The organism is Streptomyces nanshensis (genome assembly GCF_001751255.1).
GTDB lineage: Bacteria > Actinomycetota > Actinomycetes > Streptomycetales > Streptomycetaceae > Streptomyces > Streptomyces nanshensis_A.
Genome location: NZ_LJGW01000143.1, coordinates 32,442 through 57,866, shown reverse-complemented (window position 1 = coordinate 57,866; position 25,425 = coordinate 32,442). Strand labels below are relative to the sequence as shown.

Here is a 25,425-nt window from a genome sequence, read left to right as displayed (position 1 = left end):
CGGTGAAGGGAGGAAGGGACGCATGACGACGGTGATGTACACCGGCGGTACCGGCCGCATGGGCAGTGTCATCAGGGAGCGCCTGGCGGGGCGCTATCCGCGGACGGTCCTCTACGCCCGTTCGCAGCCGGAGAGTTCGCTGTTCCCGGGGGAGGAGGTCGTCGTCGGCGACCTCGGCGATCTCGACGCGCTGACGGCGGCGGCGCGCGGCGTGGACGTCGTCGTCCACCTCGGCGGGCTCGCGGACGAGGCGCCGTTCTCCGACATCCTGGAGACCAACATCGCCGGCACGTACCACGTGTACGAGGCCGCGCGCCGGGCCGGGGTGCGCCGCGTGGTCTACGGAAGTTCGAACCATGTGACCGGCTTCCACGACGTGTCCGAGGTGCTGACCGAGTCGTCGCTGCTGCGGCCGGACACCTACTACGGGGTGTCCAAGGCGTTCGGCGAGGCGCTCGCCGCGCTCTACCACGACAAGTGGGGCGTGGAGTCGGTGCTGTTGCGGATCGGTGCCTTCCGGCCGGAGCCGGAGGACGTACGCCAACTCTCCATCTGGCTGAGCTGGGACGACGGCGCCGAACTCGTACGGTGCGCCGTCGACGCCCCGGCGGTCGGCTGCCAGGTGGTGTACGGCTGCTCGGCCAACTCCGACTCGTGGTGGGACGGCACGGCGGGCTGGGCGGCGATCGGCTACGCGCCCCGGGACGACGCCGCCGGCCACGCCGACCGCGTCGACCGCACCCGGGGCGAACCCACGCTCCAGGGCGGCGGGTTCACGGCGGCGGACTACCGCGGAGGGATCTGGTGACGAACCACGCGAGCGGTGCGGACGTGCTGATAACGACGGCGTTCCTGCACGAGGGCGACGCCGTGGACACGATGCTGCGCGACGCGGGACTGCGCACGGTGCACACGACGGGTCTGACGGAGATGGGGGACGGCCCGCGCAAGGCGCTGCTGGCCGGGGTGCGCGCGATCATCGCCGGGACGGACCGGCTCGAAGGGCGGTTCCTTCAGGAGGCTCCGGACCTGAGAATCGTGGTGCGTACGGGAGTCGGCTACGACAACGTCGACGTCGAGGCGGCCACGTCCCGCGGCGTCCCCGTCTGCGTCACGGCGGGCTCGAACCGCCAGGCCGTCGCGGAGCACGTCTTCGCGCTGATGCTCTCCGCGGCGCGCAACATCCCCGACGGCCGCGACCTCGCCGAGGGATGCTGGCGGCAGCGGACCGGACGCGAACTGCGCGGCGCGACGCTGGGCATCCTCGGCCTCGGGTCGATCGGGAAGGCGGTGGCGCACATCGCCCGTGCCTTCGGGATGCGGGTGATGGCGTACGACCCGCACTTCGACGCGGAGTATGCCGCCGCGCACCACATCGAACGCGGCGACCTGGAGGACGTGTTGCGCGAGGCGGACTTCCTCACGCTGCACCTGTTTCTCGACGACAGCACGCGCGACCTCCTCGACGCCGCCGCCTTCGCGACGATGAAGTCCGACGCGGTCGTGATCAACACCTCGCGCGGCGGCGTGATCGACGAGGACGCCCTCGTCGCTGCCGTGCGCTCCGGGCGGATCGGCGCCGCGGCGCTCGACGTCTTCCGCGTCGAACCGCTGCCCGTGGACAGCCCGTTGCTGCACACGCCGGGCATCATCACCACCGGGCACATCGCGGGTGCCACCCGGGAGGCCAGAGCCGCATCGGGACGGAACGCCGCGGACAACGTCCTCACGGTCCTCGGCGGCGGCCGTCCGGCGCACGTGGTCAACCCGGCGTACGAGAAGTCCGTGCACGCATGAGGATCGAGACGCCCTCGGGGCCGATACGGCTGGCCGCCAACCTCAAGTGGCTGTTCACGGAGCTGCCGTTCGAGGAACGCTTCGACGCCGCGGCGCAGGCGGGCTTCCGCGCGGTGGAGTTCCCCTCGCCGTACGCGCTCGCACCGTCCCGTGTGCGGCGGTTGCTGGACGCCGCGGGGCTGGAGCAGGTGCTCGTCAACACCCCGGCGGGTCCCGCGGGTTCGGCCACCGCCGCGGGGGCGGCGTATGTGCCCGGTGCGCGGGAGGAGTTCCGCGCGGGGGTGGAACGGGCGCTGGAGTACGCGGCGGTGCTCGGCACCCGTGTCGTCCATGTGATGGCGGGGGTGCGACCGCAGGACAGCGATCCGGACGCGGCGTTCGCGGGCTATGTCGCCAACATCGCCTGGGCCGCCGACCGGGCGCGGGGGAGCGGTGTGCGGCTGGCGCTGGAGGCGATCAACCGCCGGGATCAGCCGGGGTACGGGCTGGCGTCCATGGAGACGGCCGCCGCGGTCGCACAGGCCGTCGACCCGGAGACCGTCGGCGTGCTCTTCGACGTCTACCACGCGCAGGTGAGCGGCGGAAACGTCATCGAGCGCTTCGAGACGCTGCGTACGGCGGTGGCCCATGTACAGATCGCGGACAACCCGGGCCGCGGGGAGCCGGGCACCGGGGAGATCGCGTACGCACGCGTGCTGGAACGCATCGCCGGCAGCGGATATCCGGGCTGGGTCGGCTGTGAGTACGAGCCCGCGTCGGGCACGGCGGAGGGCCTGGTGTGGACGAAGGGACTGTACCGATGACGTCTGGACGGATAGCCCTCATCAGCACGACGCCGAAGGCCGTGCCGCCCGCGGCGGCGGCCGTCGGCGCGGCCCTGCCGGAGGCGACGGTGTGGAACCTCATCGACGACCGGCTGCTCGCCGACGCCACCGCGGAGGGCGGGGTGACGCCGTCCCTGGGCGAGCGGATGGACCGCCTCATCGACCTCGCCGTCGCGGGCGGAGCGGACGGAGTGCTGCTGACCTGTTCGCAGTTCGGCGGCCGCGCACGCATCCGGGACCCGCGGCGGGACGGCGTCGCGGTGCTCGCGGCGGACGATCCGCTGTTCGCCGAGGTCGCCGCCGCGGCCCCGGAGACCGTCGTCGTGGTCGCCTCCCTCGCCTCGTCCGCCGCCGACAGCACCGCCCGGCTCGGCGCGTACCTGACGGAGGCAGGAGCCGGCGCGGAACTCGTCACGGTCGTGGCCGAGGACGCCGCCACGACGGACGATCCGGCCCTGGTGACGCGGGAGTTGACCGACGCGGTCGCCGCCGTCGGCGTTCCCTACGACCTGATCGTGCTCGCGCAGTACTCGCTCGCCCCGGCCGCCGAGGCCCTCGCGGAGCGCTTCGGCACGCCCGTGCTGGACGGTCCGAGCGCCGCCGCGAGACGTCTCGCGCAGTCGCTGGAGACGCGCGCATGATCGGCGTGATCGCCGACGACGCCACCGGGGCCACGGACGTCGCGGCGGCACTGAGCCGTGCCGGGCTGCGCACCGCGCTCGCCCTCACCACGGACCTCGCGCGCTGGGAAGGCCACGCCGACGCGCTCGTCCTCGGGCTGAAGACCCGGTCGGTCCCCGCCGCCGACGCCGTACGGCAGAGCCTGGAGGCATGGGAGGCCCTGGCGGCACAGGGCGCGGAGCGCGTGTATCTCAAGTACTGCTCCACGTTCGACTCGACGCCGGACGGCAACATCGGTCCGGTCACCGAAGCCCTCGCCGGCCGGCTCGGCACGCGGACGGTGGTCACCACGCCGAGCGCGCCGCTGCACGGACGCACGGTGTATCAGGGCCATCTCTTCGTCGGCGACCGGCTGTTGCACGAGACGCACATGGCCGACCACCCCCGCACCCCGATGCGGGACTCGTCGGTGCCGCGTCTGCTGCGGGCGCAGGCACGGTGGCCGGTGGAGCTGCTGCCGCTGGCGGTGGTCCACGCCGGAACCGGCGCCGTACGGGATCGTCTGGAGGCGCTCGGCGCGCACGGTGCCGTCCATGTCGTCGCGGACGCGCTGGACGAGGCCGATCTCGACGTGCTGGCCTCCGCGGTCCGCACGGCCCCGGTGGTCGCCGGATCCGCGGGCCTCGTCGGGGCGATCGGCAGAGCCTCGTCGGCGGGTTCGCATGCACCCTCGCGCCCGCCGGCGGGCCGTACGGCGGTCCTCGCCGGAAGCTGCTCGCACCGTACGCTCGAACAGATCGCCGCCTTCCGCGACGTGGGCCGCCCCCTCTATCAACTCACGGGCGGTCCGGGGCAGTCAGCGAACGAGTTGGCGGACGCGGCCCTGCGGTGGTGGGACGGACTCGCGGACGACGCACCCGCGCTCATCGCCTCCTCCCAGCCGCCCGAGCACCGTGCGTCGGCGCCGGAGGGAATGGCCGACCTCTACGAGGAGGCCACGGGGCTGATCGCGGCGGGACTGGCCGAACGCGGGCTGCGCCGGCTGGTGATCGCCGGCGGCGAGACGTCCGGTGCGGTCGTGAGCGCGCTGCGCACCCGGGTCGCGGAGATCGGCGAGGAGGCGGCACCGGGAGTGCCGTGGATCCACGACCGCGAGCACGGACTGCACCTTCTGCTCAAGTCCGGCAACTTCGGCGGTCCGACGCTGTTCGTAGATGTGACGGGTGACGTGCCGGGGGACGGGAGCGGGGCCGGGACGGGGGCGGCGACATGACCGAACGCGCCGCCGCCGCACGGCAGTTGGAACGCGTCGCCCACTCGATCCACCGCCGGGGCCTCACCCATGGGCGTACGGGGAACGTCGCGGTGCGCGTGGGCGGACAGATCCTCGTCACCCCGACCGGCGTCTCCCTCGACGCGGTCAGCGCCGACGCCCTCTCGGTGATCGGCCTGGCCGGAGACCATCTGGCGGGACCGCGCCCCACCAAGGAGGCGCCGCTGCACGCGGCCATGCTCCGCGCCCGCCCCGGCGACCAGGCGGTCGTCCACACGCACTCGCTCCACTCCGCCGCCGTCTCCTGTCTGGCGGACCTCGACGACGAGGAACCCCTGCCGCCGCTGACCGCCTACTACGCGATGCGCGTCGGCCGGATGCGGGCCCTGCCGTACGTCGCGCCGGGCGACCCGGCGGGAGCGGCGACGGTGGAGGAGGCCGCGCACGCGACGCACGCGCTGCTGCTGCGCAACCACGGACCGATCGTCAGCGGACGGGACGTGGACGCGGCACTCGACGCCCTGGAGGAGATCGAGCACACCGCCCAGGTCTTCCTGTCCCTGCGCGGTCTGCCGATGCGGCCGCTCACCCCGTCCGAATCAGCGGCGCTGTCCGCTCCGACACCTTCGACACCCCGGAAGGCGAGCTGACCATGGTCTCGGTGTACAGCGGTTTCGTCGTACGTCAGCCCCTCGTCGAGCACCTCATACCGCTCTTCGAGGAGACACACGACGCGAGGATCGACCCGGCCTTCGCGCCCACCACGGTCCTGCTGGAGCGCATCACCGGGGGGGAGCGCCCCGACGTGGTCATCGGCGTCGCCTCGGTCGTACGCGACCTCGCCGAGCGCGGACTCCTCACCTCGCCGGTGCGCGAGATCGCCGTCTCGGCGGTGGGGTACGCCAGGCCCGCCGGCGCACCCGGTCCCGCGGACGACTCGGCGGACGCCTTCCTGCGCTATCTGTCGGACGCACGGGCGGTCGCCTACTCGTTGAGCGGCGCCAGCGGGATCCACTTCATGACGGTGCTGCGCGCACGCGGCCTCCTGGACCGTATCGACGAGCGAGCGGTCCGGCTGGAGGGCGGACTGACGGCGCACGCCCTCGCCGACGGCAGGGCGGACGTCGCGGTGCAGCAGATCAGCGAACTGCGGTCCGTTCCGGGCTCGCACGTGATCGCGCCCCTGCCCGAGGAGTTGCAGTCGTACGCGCGGTTCGCCGTCGGTGTACGTCCCCAAGTCGGCCCGGACGCACAGGACTTCGCCGACCTGCTGTGCAGCGCCCGCGCCCGGGAACGGTTCGAGGCCGCGGGTCTCAGCGTGCCGAGCTGAGAGGACCGGTCCGCATCCCGTCGGCAGAAGCCTTGACGCCGATATCAAGCGCTATATTATAGTCCCCATTCCGATCATGAGTTCGAGTCAGTCACTGTCGCAGGGTTGTCGAGGGAGGTTGAACCGATGGTCGCAAGCGTCGTCCCCAAGCGCGGCACTCTTGGAGACAAGAAGATCCTCACCGGTCTCGGCGGTGGGGTCGCACTGGAATGGTACGACTGGAACATCTACGGCCTGATGGCCTCGTTCCTCGCACCGCACTTCTTCCCGTCGGACAACCCCGTCAACTCCACCCTGGCGGCGCTCGCGGTGTTCGCCACCGGGTTCGTCACCCGGCCGTTGGGCGCGGTCGTGCTGGGACCGCTGGCGGACCGGGTCAGCCACAAGAAGGTCCTCATCCTCTGTGTGTCGATCATGGCGGTCACGACGCTGGCGATCACGTTCCTGCCCACCTACGACCAGATAGGCGTGACCGCCGGCTTTCTGCTGCTGGCGCTGCGTCTCATCCAGGGGCTGGTCACCGGGGCCGAGGCGCCGGTCGCCAACACGGTCGCGATGGAGCTGGCGCCCGAGGGGAACAGGGCGCAGTACCTCGGCGTGGTCAGCGGGTCCTTCGTCCAACTCGGCATTCTGATCTCGATGTTCGCCAGCTTCCTCACCAGCGCCGCGGTCGGTTCGGACGCGATGCACGAGTGGGGATGGCGCATCCCGTTCTTCATCGGCACCGTTCTCGCCGTCGCGATCGTCTGGCTGCGGCGCACCCTGCCGGAGACGCTGAAGAAGGGCGAGAGCACAGAGGACGCCCAGCACGCGACGACCGGCGGAGTCTGGCGGGAGATCTGGGAGCGCCGGCTCGCCCTGCTGGCGATCGTGTTCGTCGTGGGCGCGGCCCAGGTCGCCAACTACACCTGGAACACCGGACTTCCGAACATGGCGAACTCCGTCTTCGACGAGAACAGCACGCTCGTCTTCGCGATCATCAGCGGACTCGGTGTGATGCTCGTCTTCGGCGGCCCGGTCGTGGGGCGCTTCGCGGACCGCCGCCGTGCGTCCCGCGTCTTCGTCTTCTGCCGCCTGCTGGTCATCCCGGCGATGGGGCTGACCCTGCTCTACACCCGTCCCGGTCTCGGTGTGTTCGCGCTCGTGGTGCTGCTCGGCGGGATCGTGGTCTGTCTGAACATGGGCCTGGTCAACTTCACCGCCACCAGCCTGATGCCGCTGTCCTGCCGTGCGACCGGGGTCGGCCTCGGCTTCGCGCTCGGCGTGATGCTCTTCGGCGGCACGGCCTCGTACATCATGATCTGGCTGCAACAACAGGACCTGTACTGGCTGTTCAGCGTCTACGGCGGAGGCGTCGCGGCGCTGAGCGTCGTCCTCTATCTCGTGGCGAAGAAGAAGGGGCATGTGCATGTCGATGACTGACGTGTCGGAGAAGCAGCACGGGAGACGACAGAGCCGCCGGTGCGGGAGGAACTCATGAGCGTCCTCATCGATAGGGGAACGATCACGGCGCGGATCGACGAGATCGTGCGCGGAGCCGAGCATGTGTCCATCGACCACGACCGCGTGAACGATCTGGCCCGACGGATGGCCGAGCGTCTGCTCGGAGCCGACCGGCACGCGACGCCGACACTGCTCACCCCGGACCAGGGCCCCATGGTCAACGACCGGGACACGTTGCAGTTCTATCTGATGCGGCGTTCGCAGAGCTTCACGATCTGGCGGTGGACGGACGCGGCACAGCACGGCGTCGAGGCGTGGGACTGCCACGTCAATGGCGAGCTGTACACGGGGGAACGCGCGGTCAGCGCCTGCATCATGCGGGCCATCGACGACGGACTGCCGTTGCTGGACGCGGACTTCCTGGAGACGATCACCCGGGAGCAGTTGGCGGACGTCTACCGCGACGAGGTCACGGGAGAGGTCACCTACCAGATGCTCGACCACCGGCTGGAGAAGCTCCATGAGATCGGCCGGGTGCTCAACCGCTTCTACGACGGCCACATGGTCAACCTCATGGAGCGGGCCGACGGCCGGATGTTCCGCGAGGACGGCAACGGGTCGGTGCAGCGGATCGCCGCGGACTTCCCGAAGAGCTACGGCGACGAACCGTTCGTCAAGCTGGCGATCACCGTCGTGCACCAGTTGCACAACCGCCTCGACGCCGGTCTGCCGACGACCGAGGAGTTCGCCCGGCTCGTACGGATCGACGACCCGGAGAACTCGCTCGGGCCGGCGGACTACTACATCCCGCTCTTCCTCACCCGCTGGGGGGTGTTCCGGCTGAGCGAGGAGATGACCGCGATGCTGCGCGAGCGCCGTCCGATCGCGATGGACTCCGCCATGGAACGGGAGTTCCGCGCGGCGACGGTCGCGGTCTTCGACGAGGTGCAGCGGCGCTCCGGGGTCGTACTGGCCGAGCTGGACCACGAGTTCTGGTATCACTCCGCCTTCCGCTGCCGCCCCTGCCACCCCGGGGCGAGCGAGGAGGACGTGCCCTGTCCCATCCGTGACGACTGCACGGCCTTCCAGCGCAGACCCGCGCTGATGGAACTGGGCTGGCCGCTCGTATACACGCCGTACTACTGATCGGGCCGGTGCTCGCATGGCAGCGCAGGACACAACAGGGGACACGACCGGGGACACATCCGGGGGCACGGCCGAGGACGCAGCCGGGGTCACCGTCCAGACCGTGACCGGACCGGTCGCGGCGTCCGAGCTGGGCATGACGCTCGCGCACGAGCATCTCTTCACCGACAACCGGCGCAGATGCCGGGAGCCGGACCCGGACGACGCCGAGGGCGTGGAGATCGCGGGCTCGCCGCTGCGTCCGGCGTATCTGGCACGGCTGCGCTTCGACCCGATGCTCTCGCGCGACAACGCCGTGCTCGACGACGCGGACCTCGCCGTCACGGAGGCCCTCAGATTCCGCGCGGTCGGAGGGCGGACGATCGTCAATCAGACGCCGCTGGACTGCGGGCGCCGCGAAGGCGATCTGCGGCAGGTCGCGGAACGCACGGGCCTCAACGTCGTCGCCGGAGCGGGGTATTACCTGGAGGCGTTCCATCCGCCGTGGCTGCGCGGCGCCACCCTGGACGAGATCGCCGACAGCATCGTGCGGGAGGTGGAGGAGGGCACCGACGGGGTCAGGGCGGGGATCCTGGGGGAGACCGGCGTCTCCGCGGACTTCACCGACGAGGAGCGCCGGGTGCTGCGGGCCAGCGGGCGGGCGCAGCGGCGTACCGGTCTGCCGCTGTCGGTCCATCTGCCGGGGTGGGAACGGTACGGGACCGAGGTGCTCGACGTCCTGGAGGCCGAGGGCTGCGACCCGGCGGCCGTCGTGCTGTCCCATCTGAACCCGAGCGCGGGCGACGTCGCGTACCACCGGGCGCTCGCCGCCCGCGGCGCGTGGCTGTCCTTCGACATGATCGGCATCGACTGGTGGTTCGGGCACCAGAACACCCAGGCGCCCGCCGACTCGGTCGTCGCCTCGGCGGTCGCCGGACTCATCGGCGAAGGGCTGGGCGCACGCATCCTGATCTCCTGCGACACCTATCTGAAGATGCAGCTCCACGCCTTCGGCGGCTACGGCTACGACCATCTCCCGCTGCGCTTCCTGCCCGCGCTCGTACGCGAGGGCGTCGCACCGGAACGCGCGGCCGCGCTGCTGACCGACAACCCCCGCGACCTGTTCGTGACGGCGGCGCGCAACGGGGCCGCCGGGCGGAGGAGTTGACGGAGGCCGTGAAGGACGAAGCTCTGACGGAGGACGCCGACGAGGTCGTCGGCCTGGCGCGCCGGCTGATCGCGATCCCGTCGGTGTCGGGGGACGCCGACGGGCAGCGGGCGGTCCAGCGGACCGTCGCCGAGTACGCGACGGAGCGGCACCCGGCGGTCCGGGAGGACGGCGATCTCGGCGCGGAGCGTCCGTGGACGCTGCTCTCCACCGGGGACGCGCGCGCCCAGACGCTGCTCTTCGTCTGCCATGCCGACACGGTGCCGGCAGGGGATCCCGGTGCCTGGTCGACCGATCCGTTCCGCGCGGTCGTCGACGGCGGGCGTCTGACCGGCCGTGGCGCGGTGGACATGAAGTGCGGCCTGGCCGCGGCGACTTCGGCGCTGGTGCTCGCCGCGGAACGCGGGGCGGCCGTCGCCGTGCTGATGACCAGCGACGAGGAGGCGGGCGCACTGGGCGCCGCCGGTGCCGCCGCCGCTCTGGCGGACCGCGACGTCGGCGCCGTGATCGTTCCGGAGGCGACGGACGGCGTGATCCACGTCGGCCACCGCGGAGCGCTCTGGCTGGACGTCGAGGCGCGGGGCCGCGCTGCCCACGGAAGCACGCCCGGCCGGGGCGAGAACGCGATCCTGGGACTGGCCCGCGTGCTGGAACGCGCCCGGCACGAGCTCCCGTTGTCCTCGGACCCGGACCTGGGCGAGGAGACCTGGAACGTGGGCACTGTCGCCGGGGGTACGGCGCCCAACATCGTCCCGGCGCACGCGTCCGCGACAATCGACATGCGTACGGTCGGCGCGGGCGAGGCACAGGTGCGGTGGTGGCGGGCACAGCCCGAACTCGCCTCCGTACGCACCCTGTTGAGCCTGCCCGCGCTGCGTACGGACCGTACGCATCCGTGGATCCGGTCGCTTCCCGCACCCGTCGCGCCCGCCGGGGTGCCCTACTTCACGGACGCCTCGGTGCTCCGCGCGCACTTGCCGGGAGTTCCGGTCGTGGTGTGGGGGCCCGGTGCCCCGGCGCAGATGCACGCGGTGGACGAGGCGATGGATCTGGGCTCGCTGCGTGCGATGTGCGGGCGGTACCGCCGCGCCGTGCTGGACCGGCTGCCCGAGTCCCGCGGTCCGGGCTAGGCGCGGACCGGATCGGCCTAGGAGAGAAGGCGTGCGCGGGCGTCCAGGAGGTGCTGGCGCATCTGCTCCCGCGCGCCGTCCGGGTCGGACTTCTGCAGCGCGTCCAGGACGACGCGGTGCTCTCGCGCGGCGGCCGCCGCCCCCGTACGGCCGCGCTTGGTGAACAGCCGGAAGCGCTGCATGTGTCCGGTCAGCGCGAGATAGGAGTGCTCCAGGAACGGGTTGTCGCTCTGCGCGGCGATCAGCCGGTGGAACTCGGCGTCGGAGTGCCAGTAGTGGCGGAAGCTGTCGGTCTCCTCGTCGGCGTGCGTGCTGGCGTCGGCCAGCTCGTCGACCGTGCCGCGCAGCTCCTCCAGGAACTCCGGCGTCGTACGCAGCGCCGCCTCGTAGGCGAGGGCCGGTTCCAGCACCGACCGGGCCTCGAAGAGCTTGTCGACCTCGCGGTCGCTGAGCGGGTTGGCGACGCGGTAGCCCTTGAGGGCCTCCCGGTACACCAGGCCGGTGTGTTCGAGCCGTGCGAGCGCCTCACGCAGAGGGGTCTGGCTGACGTTGAGCTCTCGCGTCAGCGCGCCGATGTTGAGCGTCTCGCCCGCCATGCGCTCGCCGTCGAGCAACTGACGCATGAGCACGTCGTACATCTGGTCCGCTATCGGCCGCCGGGCCGAGCGCTTCGCGATCGTCACGTGTCCTCCCGTGGAACTCCTGCGACATTCTCGCACGCGACCTCGCCGTTACCTTCGGTACTTCCCTGCTGACGGCAGCCGTGAGCGGCCCCCGGACCGGGGCCGGGCGGGCCCGCCGGACAGGCGGTCGCCCGGGACGGCTCAGCCCCCGGTGCCCTCCTCCCGGTCCACCGCGTCGTGCAGTGCGCGCCAGCGTGCGTAGAGCCCGGTGTAGCGGGCCGCGTGCGCGGCGTCGGGACGGACTTCGCGCAGGGTGCCGATCAGCCGGGAGCGCAGGGCGTCCAGATCCGTGGCCGCACCGCAGCCCAGGAACGCCAGCGCGGCGGCGCCGAGCAGGGTCACGTCCGGCTGCGGCGAGATGAGCAGCGGACGGTCCAGCGCGTCCGCGCGCAGTCGTGCCAGATGCGTACTGCGGGCCGAGCCGCCGGCGAGGACGACCGGAAGCCGCCCCGAGGGGTCGAGCCGGTCCAGCCCCTCGCGCACGGTGAACGCGGCCCCCTCCTGCGCGGCGCGCAGCAGATGGGCGGGACCGTGCCCGGGGTGCTGTCCGAGCACCGCACCGCGGGAGCCGGGCCGCCAGCGCGGGAAGCGTGCGCCCGTCATGGCGGGCAGGACCGTCAACCCGTCGGCCCCCGGCGGCACTTCCGCGATCCGCTCGTCCTCGACGTCACCGGTCAGGGACCGCCACCGGGCGACGGCTCCGCCGGTCAGTCCGCTGGCTCCGCCCGCGACGAACCGGCCGGGCAGGACCGAGGGGTTGAGGACGGCGCCCTCGGGAGCCTCGTCGGCCGAGGGCAGCAGCCGTCCGACCACGTCGGTGGTTCCGGCGACGTCCGCGACGGCGTCCTCACGGGTGCCCAGCAGCAGCCCGATGCCGACGGAGCCGTCCGGTCCGCCGGATACGACGGGAAGCCCCGCGGGCAGGCCCGTGGCGTCGGCGGCCGGTCCGGTGAGGGTGCCGACCACGGAGGCCGGTTCGGTCTGCGGTGCGAACACCGAGGCGTCCAGGCCCAGTTCGTCCAGCAGCGCGGTGTTCCAGGAGCGGCTGCGCACGTCGGACGCCAGGGTGTACGCGGCGCCGACGGTGTCGGAGACCAGCTCCCCGGTGAGCCGTGCGACGAGGAAGTCCTTGGGCGAGAGCACGGCGTGTACGGACGCGGCGTGCTCCGCGTCCCTCTCCAGCAGGCGAGCCAGCGCGCCCCCGGCGAGCGAGGGCCGCCCGGAGGCGTGCAGGATCCGCCGTACGGTCGCGTCGTCGAGCGCCGCGAGCCTCTCCAGACCGCGGGGATCGGACCAGCCGCCGCCGCGTTCCTCGGGTTCGAGGTCCGCGTCCACGGTGACGGTGCCGATGTGGGCGGCGATCGCCAGCGCGGCGGGCGGTTCGCCGGCGCCGGCCTCCCCGGTGGCGGCCTCCTCGGCGGCGGAGACGCCCCGCAGGGCGGCCAGTACGTCGCGGTGCAGCGCGGCCGGGTCGAAGATCTCTCCGCCCGGGTCGCACGCGCGGGAGCGGTGACGGGTCGCCAGGACGCGTCCGTCGAGGTCGACGACAGCGGCGCGCACCGCGGAGGTGCCGACGTCCACGGCGACGACCCGTGGGGCTGCGCTCATTCGGCGTCTATCCGCAGCAGGAACGGGAACTGCGGCAGGGTCCAGCTCGTCGTCAGCTCGACGACGCCGCCCGTCGCGTCGAAGGTCCGGCGGCGGGCCTCCAGCACGGCCCCTCCCGGTGCGACGTCCAGGAGCGCGGCCTGTGCCTCGGTGAGCAGCGCGGCCGTCATCGACTGGTCGGCGTACCGGAGTTGGACGCCGAAGCGTTCGCTGAGCGTGCGGTAGAGGGAGCCGCCCAGGAGCGGTTCCCGGCACAGCGAGGGCGCGACCGCGTAGGGGATCCAGGCGTCCTGGAGGGCGGCGGCGCAGCCGTCGATGAGCCGTACGCGCGTGATGTGGCTGGCCAGATCGCCCTCCGCTATGCCGAAGGCGTCGGCGACCTCGGCGTCCGCCTTCTCCGCCTCGGCCCGTACGACGCGGGAGGAGACCTCGCTGCTGGTGCTGGCGATCTCGTCCGCGAAGGAGCGCAGCCGGTTCAGGCGCCGGCCCCGCTTGACGTTCTCGCTGACGAACGTGCCGCTGCCCTGCCGGCGTACGACGAACCGGTCGGAGTCCAGCAGGTCCAGCGCCTGGCGCACGGTCATCCGGCTCACCCCGTACTGCCGCGCGAGGTCGGTCTCGCCCGGCAGTTGGGCGGCCGGAGCCAGTGCGCCGGACTGGATCTGCTCGACGAGGTCGTTGTAGATCACCTGATACCTGGGGGCGCGCGTCACGGCCGGACCGCTCCCGACTCCCGCAGCCCCGCCAGCTCTTCGGCGCTCAGCCCGAGGATGTCCCGGTACACGTGGTCGTTGTCCTCGCCGACTCGGGGTGGTGCCTTGCGGACCATGGGCGGGGTCTTCTCCATCTTGACGGGGTTGCCGGGCATGCGGATCGTACCGAGTTCGGGATGCTCCGACTCGACGATCATTCCGCGGGCCGCGATCTGCGGTGACCGTGCGACCTCGGCGACGTCGGCGACCTTGGCGTAGGGCACCCCGGCGTCCTCCAGGGCGTGCGCGATCTCGGCGACGGTGCGCGAGGACGCCCAGGCGCCGATCTCGCCCTCCAGATACTCCTGTTGGGACATTCTGCCGTCGACCGTCGCGAAGCGCGGGTCCCCGGCCAGGTCGGGACGGTCCATCACGGCGCAGATCTTCGCGAACAGCGAGGCGGTGCCGGCCTGGATGTAGACGGGCCCGTCCGCGGCCTCGTACACGTTCACCGGTGCGGTCAGCAGATCCCGCGACCCGCTGCGCGGCATGCTCTGCCCGAGCATCAGCTCCGAGATGAGGCGGACGCCCAGCGCGGAGAACATCGTGTCGAACGACGCGACGTCCACGAGCTGTCCCTCGCCCGTCCGTTCACGGTGCAGCACCGCCAACAGCGCGCCGATGGCGCCCTGGTAGCCGGTGGTGTAGTCCGCGATGTAGGTCCCGCTGAGCGTGGGCCTGCCGCCGGGCTCGCCGGTCATGCTCATCAGCCCGGACGACGCCTGGGAGATCGCGTCGAAGAGCGCCCGGCGGGAGTCGGGGCCCGTCTGCCCGAAGCCGGAGATGGAGACCAGGATGACGTCCGGGTTCAGCTCCTTCATCCGCTCGTAGCCGATGCCCATCTTCTCGATGGTGCCCGGACGGTAGTTCTCCACGACCACGTCCGCCCACTCGATGAGCCGCTCCAGGATGCCGAGCGCCTCGGGGTGGCGGGTGTCGAGCGCCGCGTCGTACTTGTTCCGGTGGTACAGGAACATGTAGATGCTCTCGTCCTCGTGGTACGGCCCGTGGTGGCGGGAGTCCTCGCCGCCCGGCCGCTCGATCTTGACGACCTCGGCCCCGAAGTCGGCCAGGATCTGCGCGCACAGCGGCCCGGCGATGAACCGCGACAGATCGAGCACCTTCACGCCCGCGAGCGGCGCCGCCGCCGTTCCGTCCGCCATGTCGCTCATGCCTCCTCCCGCCGGCCCGTGAACGCCGGGTACGTCCACGCGTTGGCGTCGCGGTCGATCTGTACGTCCAGCACCGTGGGCGTGCCCGCGGCCAGCGCCTCGGCGACGCGCTGCCGCAGCGTCGGCAGGCTGCCGACCGTCGCTCCCTCGACGCCCATCGCCAGCGCGGCCATGGCGAAGTCGACGGGGCCGAAGTCGACGCCGACGGTGCGTCCGCCGAAGTGCAGCTCCTGTTCCTGGCGGATGTTTCCGTAGCTGGAGTCGTTGAGGACGACGACGCAGACGTTGCCGCCGACGCGGGCCAGGGTCTCCAGCTCGCCCATGCTCATGGCCAGGGAGCCGTCCCCGATCAGGGCGAGGACGGGACGTGCCGGGTCGATGAGGGACGCGGCGACGGCCGAGGGCAGCGCGAAGCCCATGTTCCCGAAGCCGACGGGCTTGATGTAGCTGTTCGGCTGCCGGATCTCCCACAGGAAGGACCACACGCCGGGGTTGCCGGCGTCCGGTATCAACAGGGTCTCGTCGGGCGCGGCTTCACGCAGCGTACGGACGATGTCGGCGGGCGAGAGGGCCCCTTGGGCGGCGGTGTCCGCGACCTCGGTGCTCTGCCACCACGCCGTACGTGCCTTCTGCAGCGAGGCCAGCCACTCCGCCCTCATCTCCCGTGCGCCGGCGGCGCGTTGGCCGGCGGCGGTCACGAGGCCGCGGGCGAAGGAGGCGAGGTCGCCCACCACGCCCTCGGTGATCTCGGAGTAGTAGCGCCCGATCATCGCGGGGTCGACGTCGACCTGGACGATCTCGGGCAGGGAGCGCCGCCAGCGGGTCGTCGAGACGGCGTTGAGGCTGTTGCCGAGCGCGAGGACGAGGTCGGCCTCGTCCAGGACCCTGCCGGAGAGGGCGGTGCCCATGCGGCTGGCCGCCCCGAACACCAGCGGATGCGTGGTCGGTACGGACCCGATGCCGTTGAACGTGGTCACGACCGGGATGCCCAGGGCCTCGGCGAGAGCGAGCACGTCCTCGCTCGCGCGCGCCCGGTTGCCGCCGTTGCCCAGCCAGACGACCGGACGCTGCGCGCTCAGCACACGCTCCACGGTGCGGGCGAGCACGGCCGCCTCGGCGGCCGGACGCTCGCCGACCCACCGCCGGCTGGGATGTTCCGCCGGAACCGCGGGCGGGTCCTGGACGCGGCCCTCGATCGTGTCGCGGGCGAAGTCGAGGTGTACGGGACCGGGGTTGCCGGTCAGCGCGTTGACGTACGCCTCCTCCATGGCCTGCTTGATCGAGGAGGCGTGCGCCACCAGACGCGAGAACTTCACCAGCGGGCCCAGGAGTCGGACGTGGTCGGCGTTCTGCGCGTCGTCCTTGTGGATGTTCTCGCCGTTGTTGTTGCACGTGAGTACGAAGCCGGGGCTGGAGTCGCGGTAGGCGCCGCCCACGCCGGTGAGCAGGTTGGTCGCGCCGGGGCCGGTCGTCGCGATGCAGGCGGCCGGTCTGCCGGTCAGCCTGCCGTAGGCGTCCATCATCACGGCCGCGGCGTTCTCGTGCCGGGTGTGGACGAGTTCGATGCCGGGGGTGTCGATGATCGCGTCGGTGATCGCGAGGGTCTGGCCGCCGACGACGCCGAAGACGTACTCGACGCCGAAGGAGCGCAGCATGTCGACGACGAGCTGACCGCCGGTCTTGGATGTACTCATCTGCGGTGATTCGCTTTCTGTGTCGATGCGTCCGGTCAGGACGCGGGAACGGTCGCGCAGGCCCAGCCGGCCGTCATCAGCCGGCCGTCCGACTCCCGTCGGACCCAGACCTCCAGATCGATGCGGAGACCCGAGTCGACCGGGGTGACCGCCGTGACCACGCCGGTCGAGACGAACGGTTCGAAGACCTCCAGGGGCGCCAGGAACTTCACCCGCAGCCACCCGGAGGTGAAGAAGGCGGATCCGAAGCGGAGGCTGAGCAGTTGGGCCAGTACGCCGAACTGCTGCTGGCCCTGCACGATCGGTGCGCGCAGCCCGCCCGCGCGGGCCACGCCGATGTCGTTGTGGATGTTGCGTACGTACTCGCCGACGCGGCTGAAGACGGCGGCCTGTTCGGCGGTGACCGTCTTGTGCAGCGGGGCGAGCACGTCGCCCGGCCGGACCTCGGCGTCGAGGGCCGTGACCACCCGTGCGTCGTCGGCCACTTCGCCGGCCACCCGGCGCTCGGGGCTCGCCGACCCCCGGCCGCCGATGGCGCCCGGATCGGTGCGGAGGATCTCCACGCCCCGGTGCCGGACGATGCTCCGCCCGTCCTCGCCCGTGGCCCGCGCGTCCATGACGACGTAGCCCTGGCCGCGGCGCCGGTAGGCCTCGGTGTACCTGCCGGTGAGCGTGACCGTCTCGTCCAGCACGGCCGGGCTGTCGAACCACATCTGCTCCTCGGTGTGGTAGCCGACGACCTTGCTGGCGGCGTAGACGAGGGTGAAGAGCTGGACGAGGTCGTTGCCGAGGAGCGCAGCGTGCGCGATCCGCTGCCCGTCGAACGGGCTCCGGTGCAGATGCCAGGGGGAGTGGTCGTCCTGCGTGAACGCGAACCGCTTGATCTTGTGGTCGTCCACGAGGACCCGTACGGTCCCCAGCTCCTCGGGGATGCTCAGATTCTCGAACTCCGGCTCCTTCAGGCCCGCTTCGAGCACGTCGGCGTCGGCGGTGCGGCGCGGGTCGGTCAGGTCGCGCCAGGGGCGCGGGGACCGGGGGGACGCGTCCGTCACGGTGCCACCGCCTTCGGCTCGCCGGAACGGCCGCTCTCCTCGTCCTCGTCCTCGCCCTCGCCGACGCGGTCCATGTCCCTCCTGTTGGTCTCCGGAGCGAGCCACGCACAGACCAGGGCGATGACGAGCGAGCCCACCGTGATCAGCGCGATCGGCCAGGGATCGCCGTCGGTCGCGGCGAGCAGCGCGGTGGAGGCCAGCGGCCACAGACCGATGAGGATGCTGGGGATCTGCGCGGCCATCGAGACGCCCGTGTAGCGCACCTTGGTGCTGAACAGCTCGGAGAAGAAGGCCGGTTCGACGCCGTAGACGGCGCCCACCCCGATCGCGTACGCCACGGTGTAGATCACGTACGTGAGCACCACGGCGTCGGCCTGGAGGATCCAGAAGAAGGGGAAGGTGACGATCAGGCCCGTGACCGCGCCGATGATGAAGACGGCGCGGCGGCCGATCCGGTCGGAGAGCTTCCCGAAGTAGTAGTAGGTGTAGATGGCGGCCGCGGCCGCGACGGTGCTGGCGACCAGCACGTCGGTGCGCGGGACGTCGGTGTAGTTGGTGGCGAAGGTCAGACCGATGGTGAGGATGATGTAGCCGAAGACCGCCTCGCCCAGCCGCATTCCCATGGTCAGCAGCAGCGGCCTACGGAACCGCCGGAACAGCTCGGCGAGCGGCATCCGCTCCTTCACGCTCTGGTCGGCGGCCTGTTCCTCCAGCTTCTTCTGGGCGGCGCGGAACGTCGGCGTCTCGGTCAGCCGGAAGCGGATGAACAGGCCGACCGCGATGAGTACGGCGCTGAAGAGGAAGGGCACGCGCCAGCCCCAGCCGAGGAGTTCGTCGTCCGGCAGCAGGGAGACCAGCGCGAAGATGCTCGTGGAGAGGACCAGTCCCACGGCGTTGCCGATCTGCGGTGCGCTGCCGTAGGCACCCCGTTTGTGCGGCGGTGCGTACTCGACGGCGACCAGCGAGGCGCCGCCCCACTCACCGCCGACGGCGAAGCCCTGCACCAGCCGCAGCACCACCAGCAGGACGGGCGCCCAGACGCCGATCTGCGCCGTCGTGGGCAGCAGCCCGATGAGGAAGGTCGATATGCCCATCATCATCAGCGTCGTGACCAGGGCCGCCTTCCGGCCGAACTTGTCCCCGAAGTGCCCGAAGACGATGCCGCCGACGGGACGGGCGACGAAGCCGACGCCGAAGACCGCGAAGGCCGACAGGGTGCCGATGATCGGGTCCTTGTCGTTCGGGAAGAACAACTGGCCCAGGACGAGCGCCGAGGCGGTCCCGAAGATGAAGTAGTCGTACCACTCGACCGCTGTGCCGACGAGGCTGGCGACGGCGGCGCGCTTGGCCAGCGCGGCCCGCTCCCGCCCGCCGGACGGCCCGGCGGTGGCTGTTTCTGGCATGGGTGACTCCGTTGTCGGTGATGTCTGAGTCGATGGGACTCGACGTGAATCGATGGGGCTCGATGGGAGGGGCGGCGGGGAGCGGTGAGGGTGGCCGGCGCGGATGAGCGCTCAGGTCACACCAGGCGGGTGGGGCGCGCGGGGTCGCCGTCGACACGCGCGGACGTCCAGCCGAGGGCGCTGCGCGTCCCGTCGGCCTTGTCCACCCAGACCTCCAGCTCCAGACGGTCGCCGTGGACGCCGGACACCGCGCCGCCCGTGGTCAGTTCGTCCCCGACGAAGACCGGGGAGACGAAGCGCAGATCGAGTTCGCCGGAGGTGAAGAAGCTCTTTCCGAAGATCTCGACGAGGTGGGAGACGATGAAGCCGGTCTGCTGCTGGGCCTGCACGATCGTGCGGTCCAGCCCGGCGGCGAGAGCCTTCTCCCGGTGCGTGTGGACGTTGGCGTAGCCGCGCCCGGCCCATGAGAACGCCGACATCTGGTCCTGCGTGAAGGCCGTCGTACGGGTGGGGAGGGCCGCCCTCTCCGGAGCGTCCAGCCGTGCACGGTCCAGCGGCGGAACGCTGTCGTCCACGGTGCCGAGCACGGTGCGGGGGCGTTCGGCTCCCGCCGCCCGGCGCTGGCCGACGATCTCGCCGGCGACCGTGCGCATGATCTCCTTGCCGGTGTGCCGTACGAGCAGACGCCCGTCGGCCCCGCGCGCCTCCGCTTCGAGGACGACGTAACCCTGGCCGCGCCGCTGGTACTTCTCCGTGTAGCCGCCCTCGACGGTCACGGTCTCGCCGACCTTCACCGGTGAGTGGAAGGTGAGGTGCTCGTGGGTGTGCAGACCCTGCGCGGTGTTGCCGTCGTAGTTCTCGTAGAACAGGAACAGCAGATCGTTGGCGAGCACGAGGGGATGACCCACGGGGCCGCCGAAGGGGGACTCCCCGAAGTACCAGGAGCCGAAGTCGTCTTCGCAGTACGCGTAGTCGAGGACCTTGCGCCGGTCCACCGTCACCTCGACGGGGCCCATCGGCTCGGGGATCTCGACCAGTTCGAAGCGGGCCTCCTTCAGGGGCGAAGTCTGCGACGCCATGGTCACCTCCGTGTCGGGCCCGTCCCAGGCCAAATTGTCTAGACGACTAGGCTTTACGCTAGGTTCACACAACGGAAGCTGTCAACGGGTATGTCGGCTCCGGGATGTGTCCGGCATGCGGCTGCTCGGCGCGTACGGCGACGGGGCGACGCAGGCCGGGCCTCATCTCGCGGCGGGCGAGGGGCAGTTGGGGTCGCGGTGAGGCCGCGAGACGAGGCCGGCACGGAGCGGTCGCCGCTCAGGGCGTCGTCGCGAGGTGGTCCCTGACCGCGGCGTGCAGGGTCTCGCCGTCGTCGGCGAAGGAGTCCGTGGCCCAGCAGACGTAGCCGTCGGGGCGCAGGAGCAGGGCGGCTGCTCCGATGTCTTGGGAGTCCTGGGAGTCCTCGGGGTCCTGGGAGTCCTCGGAGCGGGTGGCGTGGACGAGGTCGATACGGGGCGGAAGCCGGAGGTCCGCCGGTACGCCGTGGGTCAGATCGAGCAGGACGGCGTGGCCGCGGCCGAAGAGCGCGGACAGCCGGGTGGCGCCGGCGCCGGTGACGAGGTCGGCGTCCGGGACGCGGTGCCCCGTGAGCGGATGGTCCCCGGGTACGTCGTAGCGCAGGGAGAGGCCCGACATCAGGCCCGCGATATGGCGGTTGGCGTCGGGCAGACGCAGCAGGTCGACGACGATGTCGCGCAGGGCGGCCACGTCCGCGCCGGGGTTCGGGTTCGCGAGGACGCGCTGCGCCGAGGTGTGGTGCAGAACCTGGGCCGCGACGGGGTGGCGTTCGGCGTGGTAGCTGTCCAGGAGGCCGCGCGGTGCCCGGCCCTGGACGGTGGCGGCCAGCTTCCAGCCCAGGTTGTACGCGTCTTGTATACCGAGGTTGAGGCCCTGGCCGCCCAGCGGGGGATGGATGTGCGCGGCGTCTCCGGCGAAGAGGACGCGGCCCGTGCGGTAGTGCTCCAACTGCCGGGTGGCGTCGGTGAATCGGGACGCGTTCTCGACCGCGCCGAGGGTGGTCTCGGAGCCGTACACGGCATGCAGGGCGGCGGTGATCTCCTCCGGGGTGACGGGGGTGTCGCGGCCGGTGTCGTCCCGACCGGCGTCTTCCTGACCGGCGGCGTCCGTTCCTCCCGTACGGCCGTAGGTGAGCCGGTACAGCTCGCCACCCAGCGGCATCAGCATCGCCCAGTAGCCGCCCTCGTGCCGGGTCAGTGTGCTCAAGTGCCCCATCTCCCGCGGCACTTGGGGCGAGACGGCGGTGAGGCGGACGTCGGCCAGTACGGCCCGGTGCGTTCCGGACCTGCCGGGGAACGGCATGCCGAGCAGTTTCCGTACTGTGCTGTGCCCGCCGTCGCAGGCCACCGCGTAGTGGGCCCGCACCCGCGGTCCGCCCGACGTCGCGACCAGTACGCCGTCGTCGTCCGGCTCGACCGCGCGGACCGCGGCGTCGCGTACGACCCGCGCGCCCTGCGCGACGGCCCGTTCCTCCAGTTCCTCCTCGACCTTCCACTGCGGGATCGCGATCGGGTACGGATGCCTGGTCCGCCACGGGGTGCAGTCCAGCGGCACCGGCAGGGCGGCGAAGTGCCCGCCCGTCGGCACGCGTTCGGCGGCGCGCGCCTGCAACGGGGCGAGCAGACCGCGCAGTTGAAGCATCTCGGCGGTGCGCGGCTGTATCCCGCCGCCCTTGACCTGCTCGATCCGCTGCGGTGAGCGCTCCAGCACCAGCGTCCGGACGCCGGCCAGGGTCAGCTCGCAGGCCAGCATCAGCCCGGTCGGCCCGGCGCCCACCACGACGACCTCGGTGTCGAGGGTTTCCGGTTCGGTCATGTCCAGCTCCCGGTCATGTTCGACTCCTCCATGTATCTCGCCTCGGTATAAAACTACACCCGGTGCAGAAATATCCTCGGGGGAGCCGACTGCTACGGTGTGGACCGTGGACGACGGCAGGCCAGGACTGCGGGAACGGAAGAAGCAGCGGACCCGCGCGGCGATCTCCGACGCCGCGATCACGCTCTTCCTGGAACACGGCTTCGGCAAGGTCTCGGTGGCCCAGGTCGCCGACGCCGCCGAGGTGTCCAAGCGCACGCTCTTCGCCTACTTCCCGACCAAGGAAGACCTCGTACTGCACCGCCTCGCCGACCACGAGACCGAACTCGCCCGCGTCGTACGGGCCCGCGAGCCCGGCGCAGGCCCCCTGGCCGCCGTACGCGACCACGTCCTCGCCCGGCTCCGCGAACGCGACCCCATCACCGGACTCAACGACCGCCCCGACGTGCTGCGCCTGACGCGGATGATCCTCGACTCCCCGTCCCTGGCGTCCCGGATGCAAGGCTTCAAGGCCGGCGCGGAACGCGCACTCGCCCAGGCCCTGCGCGAGACGGCGGACACCCCCGACCTCACGTCACGTCTGGCCGCCGCCCAGATCGTCACCGTCCAGTGGATCCTCGCCCACGACAACGCCCGCCGCCTCGCGGACGGTGAGGCGGCCGACGCGCGCTACGCGGGCGCGGTGGCCGACGCCGAACACGCCTTCACGCTGCTGGGGAACGGCCTGCGGGACCTCACGCCGAAGCGCACTCCGGGGCGGTCGCCCAAGCGGTCACAGAAGCGCTGACCTCGGCATCGCATCCGGCCGACGGGCGCCGGTGAGGCCCGAACGGCCGGTCTCCGGCGGGCGGTTGGGGCCGTGCGTAGCGGTATCCCTGTACGTTCCGATCGGCTGGAACCGGAAGGGACTTCGACGCAGTGCGTACGCGCCCGTAGGCGCGTACGAGCGGCCGAGCTGGACGACGCCGATGCATTCGCCGTCTGCGACCTGAGCTCCGGATTCACCGAACGGGCCCCGCGGCGGCCGGTGTTGACTGGGCTGCTCTCCATGTTCCGGCAGGCAGTTGGCAGGGTTGCCCTACGCGAAGGTCAGCGGACGATGTCGGGAAATCGACAGCCGGAGCTCGAGGTCAACAGCTCACCCGCTCAACTGCTGAACCTCCACGATTTCCCTGGCCCGCTTCCTCGGGTCAGGCATCTCCGTGTCGAACGTCATCCATTCGAGCCGAGGCGGTCCGCCCCGGGCGTCCCACTCGACGAAGGCAGCCTGCTTGTACTGGAAGACGTGCAAGTAGCCCCTCAGCTTGTCGTAGTCACGCTTGCGGCCCCCAGCCCGTACATCCCCCTTTTTCGCCTCCACCACCAGCAGGTTTCGGCTGACGTCGCCTGTCCCGTCATGCACGATCAGATCCGGAGTGACTTGCTCGCCCCGGTCGTTCTCCTTGGGTTCTCCGAGGTACTTGGTTCGGATGGCCTCGTTGCCTTCAACATCCCGGGGGTGTGATCGGTTGTGATCCACATCTGCCCGAAAGCCCTCTCCGAGGGCGTTGTCTATTCGTACTTGCAGAGCGGCTGCGACCTTCGCCACCACACACCGTTCACTCGTATTCTCCCTCACCACTTGCGGGTACCTCCGCCAGACGTCCCGCAGGGCCCCGCGCAGAGCCTCCTGTACCACGTCGCCAATCTCCATCCGGCCTCCCCTGCCTCAGAGTTGAGCCGACTCGTGCTACGGCCCGACATGTTGTGCAGAAGTATGAGGCCGACCCCTGACTTGGGGACGTACCGGGCCCCAAGGGCGCTCCGCGCAGGAAAGCCGGGTGGGGGCCGTCGTCGGCGGTGCAGCCGGTCACGGCCCGGCGTTCGGCTCCGGGGCGGTCCTGTTGCGGCAGCGCCGCCCCGTGAGCAGGTTCGACGTGGCGCCGTCGATCACGGAGTCCAACCGTTCGCGGGCGCTGAGCAGTTCGGCGATACGGGCGTCCACGCGGTCGCGTTCCGCCGCCAGCCGGCGGAGCAGTTCCGGGGTGGCGTCGCCGTCGACGACGCACGGCATGAGTCCGGCGATCGTCTTGCTCGACAGGCCCGCGGCATAGAGCTGCCGGATCAGCACGACCTGGTCGACCGCGTCCTCCCGGTAGTGCCGCTGTCCGCTGGCGCTGCGTTCCGGGGCGAGCAGCGCCTGTTCCTCGTAGTACCGCAGCGCCCGCACGCTGACTCCGGTTCTGGCGGCGAGCTCGCCGATGCGCATGGTGACCGCCTCCCTGCCGTGGGCTGCCCTGTCGTGGACTGCTGCTGGCCCCGGCTTGCCTTTGACGCCGGGCTTGCCTCTGACGTCGGGCTTGCCTCTGACGTCGACGTCAGGTTTTAGCGTAATCCGTACGAAGCCCGGCCGGGGCCGCCGAGCGCGGGGGCGCCCGCGCTCGTCCGCCCCGCCGTGCGCCAAGTACCGCCCGAAGGAAGCGAGTTCCCATGAGCATCCCGGTCACGGCGGCGACCGGCACCCCCGGTGCCGCCCCCGCCCCCGCTCCTGCCCCCGCCCCCGTCGTCTCCGTGAAACCGGTCGTACTGCCCGCCCCCGGACGCGGCGAGGACCTGCGCGTGCGTGTGTCCGCGCCGGCGACCGGGAGCGGTCTGCCGCTGGTCCTCCTCTCGCACGGCTACGGCTCGTCGCTGGAGGGCTACGGACCCCTCGCCGACCACTGGGCCGCCCACGGGTTCGTCGTCGTCCAGCCCACGCATCTGGACTCCAGGACGCTCGGACTTCCGGCGGACGATCCCCGCAGGCCGCGGATGTGGCGGTTCCGGGTCGAGGACATGCAGCGCGTTCTCGACGGCTTCGACGTGCTGGAGGCGGCCGTCCCCGGCCTCGCCGGGCGCCCGGACCGGAGCCGTGTCGCTGCGGCCGGGCACTCCTTCGGGGGCCAGACCGCGGGCGTGCTGCTGGGGCTGCGCGTCCGCGACCCGGAGACGGGGACGTCGGAGGACCTCTCCGATCCGCGGGTCACGACGGGCGTCCTGCTCGCCACGGCCGGGACGGGCGGCGACGATCTGACGCCCTTCGCCGCCGAGAACCTGCCCTGGCTGAGGGACCCGGACTTCTCGCACCTGACCACCCCGGCCCTGGTGGTCGCGGGGGACCGGGACGACCTCCCGCTGACCGTCCGCGGCGCGGACTGGACGACGGACCCGTACCGTCTGAGCCCCGGCGCAGAGAGCCTGCTCACCCTGTACGGAGCGGAACACTTCCTCGGCGGCGTCTCGGGTTACGACTCCGCGGAGACCACCGACGAGGACCCGTCGCGCGTCGCCCTGATCCAGCAGGTCACCTCGGTCTATCTGCGTCACAGCTTCGGCATCGACGGCTCCGGCTGGACGGCGGCGCGCAAGGCCCTCGCCGGGAACGCCCACCCGCTGGGACGCCTCGACTCCAAGTGACCGCCGCGGCAGCGGAGTTGCCC

24 protein-coding genes are annotated in these 25,425 nt (G+C 71.5%); 13 read left to right on the top strand and 11 right to left on the bottom strand.

The features are described 5' to 3' along the window. The first annotated feature begins 22 nt into the window (after nucleotides 1–22). From AN218_RS08550 to AN218_RS08500, 11 genes are all read left to right on the top strand, one after another. Entirely contained in the window at nucleotides 23–808 is a 786-nt protein-coding gene (locus AN218_RS08550) for an NAD-dependent epimerase/dehydratase family protein (protein WP_070016155.1), read from the top strand. Beyond that, nucleotides 805–1,797: a phosphoglycerate dehydrogenase gene (locus AN218_RS08545; protein ID WP_070016154.1), complete on the top strand. Its 993-nt coding sequence runs from the start codon at nucleotides 805–807 to the stop codon at nucleotides 1,795–1,797. Before AN218_RS08550 ends, AN218_RS08545 begins: the two co-directional genes overlap by 4 nt. Next, nucleotides 1,794–2,600: a hydroxypyruvate isomerase family protein gene (locus tag AN218_RS08540; RefSeq protein WP_070016153.1), complete on the top strand. Its 807-nt coding sequence runs from the start codon at nucleotides 1,794–1,796 to the stop codon at nucleotides 2,598–2,600. The genes AN218_RS08545 and AN218_RS08540 overlap by 4 nt, the downstream gene beginning before the upstream one ends. After that, nucleotides 2,597–3,262, top strand: a complete 666-nt coding sequence (locus AN218_RS08535; protein WP_070016152.1) for a hypothetical protein — start codon at nucleotides 2,597–2,599, stop codon at nucleotides 3,260–3,262. Before AN218_RS08540 ends, AN218_RS08535 begins: the two co-directional genes overlap by 4 nt. Continuing rightward, entirely contained in the window at nucleotides 3,259–4,515 is a 1,257-nt protein-coding gene (gene otnK, locus AN218_RS08530; protein WP_070016151.1) for a 3-oxo-tetronate kinase, read from the top strand. The genes AN218_RS08535 and otnK overlap by 4 nt, the downstream gene beginning before the upstream one ends. Then, nucleotides 4,512–5,165, top strand: a complete 654-nt coding sequence (locus tag AN218_RS08525) for a class II aldolase/adducin family protein (RefSeq protein WP_070016150.1) — start codon at nucleotides 4,512–4,514, stop codon at nucleotides 5,163–5,165. The genes otnK and AN218_RS08525 overlap by 4 nt, the downstream gene beginning before the upstream one ends. Nucleotides 5,166–5,167: 2 nt before the next feature. Then, nucleotides 5,168–5,845 carry a substrate-binding domain-containing protein gene (locus AN218_RS08520; protein ID WP_070016149.1) on the top strand — a complete coding sequence of 226 codons (678 nt, stop codon included), beginning with the start codon at nucleotides 5,168–5,170 and terminating at the stop codon, nucleotides 5,843–5,845. Between the two features lie 126 nt (nucleotides 5,846–5,971). Further along, entirely contained in the window at nucleotides 5,972–7,267 is a 1,296-nt protein-coding gene (locus tag AN218_RS08515) for an MFS transporter (RefSeq protein WP_070016148.1), read from the top strand. 54 nt (nucleotides 7,268–7,321) lie between these two features. Beyond that, nucleotides 7,322–8,434, top strand: a complete 1,113-nt coding sequence (locus AN218_RS08510) for a queuosine salvage family protein (RefSeq protein WP_141747515.1) — start codon at nucleotides 7,322–7,324, stop codon at nucleotides 8,432–8,434. A 103-nt stretch (nucleotides 8,435–8,537) separates the two neighbouring features. Next, nucleotides 8,538–9,581 carry a phosphotriesterase family protein gene (locus AN218_RS08505; RefSeq protein ID WP_216311738.1) on the top strand — a complete coding sequence of 348 codons (1,044 nt, stop codon included), beginning with the start codon at nucleotides 8,538–8,540 and terminating at the stop codon, nucleotides 9,579–9,581. An 8-nt stretch (nucleotides 9,582–9,589) separates the two neighbouring features. Further along, the gene (locus AN218_RS08500; RefSeq protein ID WP_070016146.1) at nucleotides 9,590–10,711 is read left to right on the top strand and encodes a M20 family metallopeptidase; all 1,122 of its coding nucleotides are present in this window, start codon (nucleotides 9,590–9,592) and stop codon (nucleotides 10,709–10,711) included. A gap of 17 nt (nucleotides 10,712–10,728) precedes the next feature. On the opposite strand, the gene AN218_RS08495 is transcribed toward AN218_RS08500, so the two are convergent. From AN218_RS08495 to AN218_RS08455, 9 genes are all read right to left on the bottom strand, one after another. Further along, nucleotides 10,729–11,394 (bottom strand): GntR family transcriptional regulator, encoded by a 666-nt coding sequence (locus AN218_RS08495; RefSeq protein ID WP_244900355.1) that lies wholly within the window; start codon nucleotides 11,392–11,394, stop codon nucleotides 10,729–10,731. Nucleotides 11,395–11,535: 141 nt separating this feature from the next. Then, complete coding sequence (locus AN218_RS08490; RefSeq protein WP_070016145.1) at nucleotides 11,536–13,002, bottom strand: xylulokinase; 1,467 nt, start codon at nucleotides 13,000–13,002, stop codon at nucleotides 11,536–11,538. Then, a complete protein-coding gene (locus tag AN218_RS08485) occupies nucleotides 12,999–13,715 on the bottom strand; it encodes a GntR family transcriptional regulator (protein WP_244900354.1) in 717 nt (238 codons plus the stop codon). The genes AN218_RS08490 and AN218_RS08485 overlap by 4 nt, the downstream gene beginning before the upstream one ends. Further along, nucleotides 13,712–14,926, bottom strand: a complete 1,215-nt coding sequence (locus AN218_RS08480) for a CaiB/BaiF CoA transferase family protein (protein ID WP_070016144.1) — start codon at nucleotides 14,924–14,926, stop codon at nucleotides 13,712–13,714. The genes AN218_RS08485 and AN218_RS08480 overlap by 4 nt, the downstream gene beginning before the upstream one ends. After that, a complete protein-coding gene (locus AN218_RS08475) occupies nucleotides 14,923–16,620 on the bottom strand; it encodes a thiamine pyrophosphate-binding protein (RefSeq protein ID WP_070016143.1) in 1,698 nt (565 codons plus the stop codon). Before AN218_RS08475 ends, AN218_RS08480 begins: the two co-directional genes overlap by 4 nt. 35 nt (nucleotides 16,621–16,655) lie before the next feature. Continuing rightward, a complete protein-coding gene (locus tag AN218_RS08470; protein WP_070016142.1) occupies nucleotides 16,656–17,672 on the bottom strand; it encodes a MaoC family dehydratase in 1,017 nt (338 codons plus the stop codon). After that, the gene (locus AN218_RS08465; protein ID WP_070016141.1) at nucleotides 17,669–19,075 is read right to left on the bottom strand and encodes an MFS transporter; all 1,407 of its coding nucleotides are present in this window, start codon (nucleotides 19,073–19,075) and stop codon (nucleotides 17,669–17,671) included. Before AN218_RS08465 ends, AN218_RS08470 begins: the two co-directional genes overlap by 4 nt. A 116-nt stretch (nucleotides 19,076–19,191) precedes the next feature. Next, nucleotides 19,192–20,154 (bottom strand): MaoC family dehydratase, encoded by a 963-nt coding sequence (locus AN218_RS08460; RefSeq protein ID WP_070016140.1) that lies wholly within the window; start codon nucleotides 20,152–20,154, stop codon nucleotides 19,192–19,194. A gap of 238 nt (nucleotides 20,155–20,392) precedes the next feature. After that, nucleotides 20,393–21,967, bottom strand: coding sequence for an FAD-dependent monooxygenase (locus AN218_RS08455; protein ID WP_070016139.1), 1,575 nt, complete (start codon nucleotides 21,965–21,967; stop codon nucleotides 20,393–20,395). 106 nt (nucleotides 21,968–22,073) lie between these two features. Between AN218_RS08455 and AN218_RS08450 the strand changes: the two genes are divergently transcribed. Beyond that, on the top strand, nucleotides 22,074–22,754 hold the full coding sequence (locus tag AN218_RS08450) for a TetR/AcrR family transcriptional regulator (RefSeq protein WP_070016168.1): 681 nt from the start codon (nucleotides 22,074–22,076) through the stop codon (nucleotides 22,752–22,754). 351 nt (nucleotides 22,755–23,105) lie between these two features. On the opposite strand, the gene AN218_RS08445 is transcribed toward AN218_RS08450, so the two are convergent. Beyond that, on the bottom strand, nucleotides 23,106–23,660 hold the full coding sequence (locus AN218_RS08445; RefSeq protein ID WP_070016138.1) for a hypothetical protein: 555 nt from the start codon (nucleotides 23,658–23,660) through the stop codon (nucleotides 23,106–23,108). A gap of 156 nt (nucleotides 23,661–23,816) precedes the next feature. Further along, on the bottom strand, nucleotides 23,817–24,215 hold the full coding sequence (locus tag AN218_RS08440; protein ID WP_070016137.1) for a MerR family transcriptional regulator: 399 nt from the start codon (nucleotides 24,213–24,215) through the stop codon (nucleotides 23,817–23,819). Nucleotides 24,216–24,436: 221 nt separating this feature from the next. On the opposite strand from AN218_RS08440, the gene AN218_RS08435 reads away from it, so the two are divergent. After that, nucleotides 24,437–25,402, top strand: coding sequence for an alpha/beta hydrolase family protein (locus AN218_RS08435; protein ID WP_070016136.1), 966 nt, complete (start codon nucleotides 24,437–24,439; stop codon nucleotides 25,400–25,402). The last annotated feature ends 23 nt before the right edge of the window (nucleotides 25,403–25,425 follow it).

Coding starts and splice junctions, on each gene's coding strand:
- otnK (WP_070016151.1), top strand. CDS start 3,259: ATGATCGGCGTGATCGCCGACGACGCCACCGGGGCCACGGACGTCGCG.
- AN218_RS08465 (WP_070016141.1), bottom strand. CDS start 19,075: ATGCCAGAAACAGCCACCGCCGGGCCGTCCGGCGGGCGGGAGCGGGCC.
- AN218_RS08510 (WP_141747515.1), top strand. CDS start 7,322: ATGAGCGTCCTCATCGATAGGGGAACGATCACGGCGCGGATCGACGAG.
- AN218_RS08490 (WP_070016145.1), bottom strand. CDS start 13,002: ATGAGCGCAGCCCCACGGGTCGTCGCCGTGGACGTCGGCACCTCCGCG.
- AN218_RS08460 (WP_070016140.1), bottom strand. CDS start 20,154: ATGGCGTCGCAGACTTCGCCCCTGAAGGAGGCCCGCTTCGAACTGGTC.
- AN218_RS08440 (WP_070016137.1), bottom strand. CDS start 24,215: ATGCGCATCGGCGAGCTCGCCGCCAGAACCGGAGTCAGCGTGCGGGCG.
- AN218_RS08515 (WP_070016148.1), top strand. CDS start 5,972: ATGGTCGCAAGCGTCGTCCCCAAGCGCGGCACTCTTGGAGACAAGAAG.
- AN218_RS08540 (WP_070016153.1), top strand. CDS start 1,794: ATGAGGATCGAGACGCCCTCGGGGCCGATACGGCTGGCCGCCAACCTC.
- AN218_RS08480 (WP_070016144.1), bottom strand. CDS start 14,926: ATGAGCGACATGGCGGACGGAACGGCGGCGGCGCCGCTCGCGGGCGTG.
- AN218_RS08520 (WP_070016149.1), top strand. CDS start 5,168: ATGGTCTCGGTGTACAGCGGTTTCGTCGTACGTCAGCCCCTCGTCGAG.
- AN218_RS08550 (WP_070016155.1), top strand. CDS start 23: ATGACGACGGTGATGTACACCGGCGGTACCGGCCGCATGGGCAGTGTC.
- AN218_RS08435 (WP_070016136.1), top strand. CDS start 24,437: ATGAGCATCCCGGTCACGGCGGCGACCGGCACCCCCGGTGCCGCCCCC.
- AN218_RS08475 (WP_070016143.1), bottom strand. CDS start 16,620: ATGAGTACATCCAAGACCGGCGGTCAGCTCGTCGTCGACATGCTGCGC.
- AN218_RS08445 (WP_070016138.1), bottom strand. CDS start 23,660: ATGGAGATTGGCGACGTGGTACAGGAGGCTCTGCGCGGGGCCCTGCGG.
- AN218_RS08535 (WP_070016152.1), top strand. CDS start 2,597: ATGACGTCTGGACGGATAGCCCTCATCAGCACGACGCCGAAGGCCGTG.
- AN218_RS08525 (WP_070016150.1), top strand. CDS start 4,512: ATGACCGAACGCGCCGCCGCCGCACGGCAGTTGGAACGCGTCGCCCAC.
- AN218_RS08455 (WP_070016139.1), bottom strand. CDS start 21,967: ATGACCGAACCGGAAACCCTCGACACCGAGGTCGTCGTGGTGGGCGCC.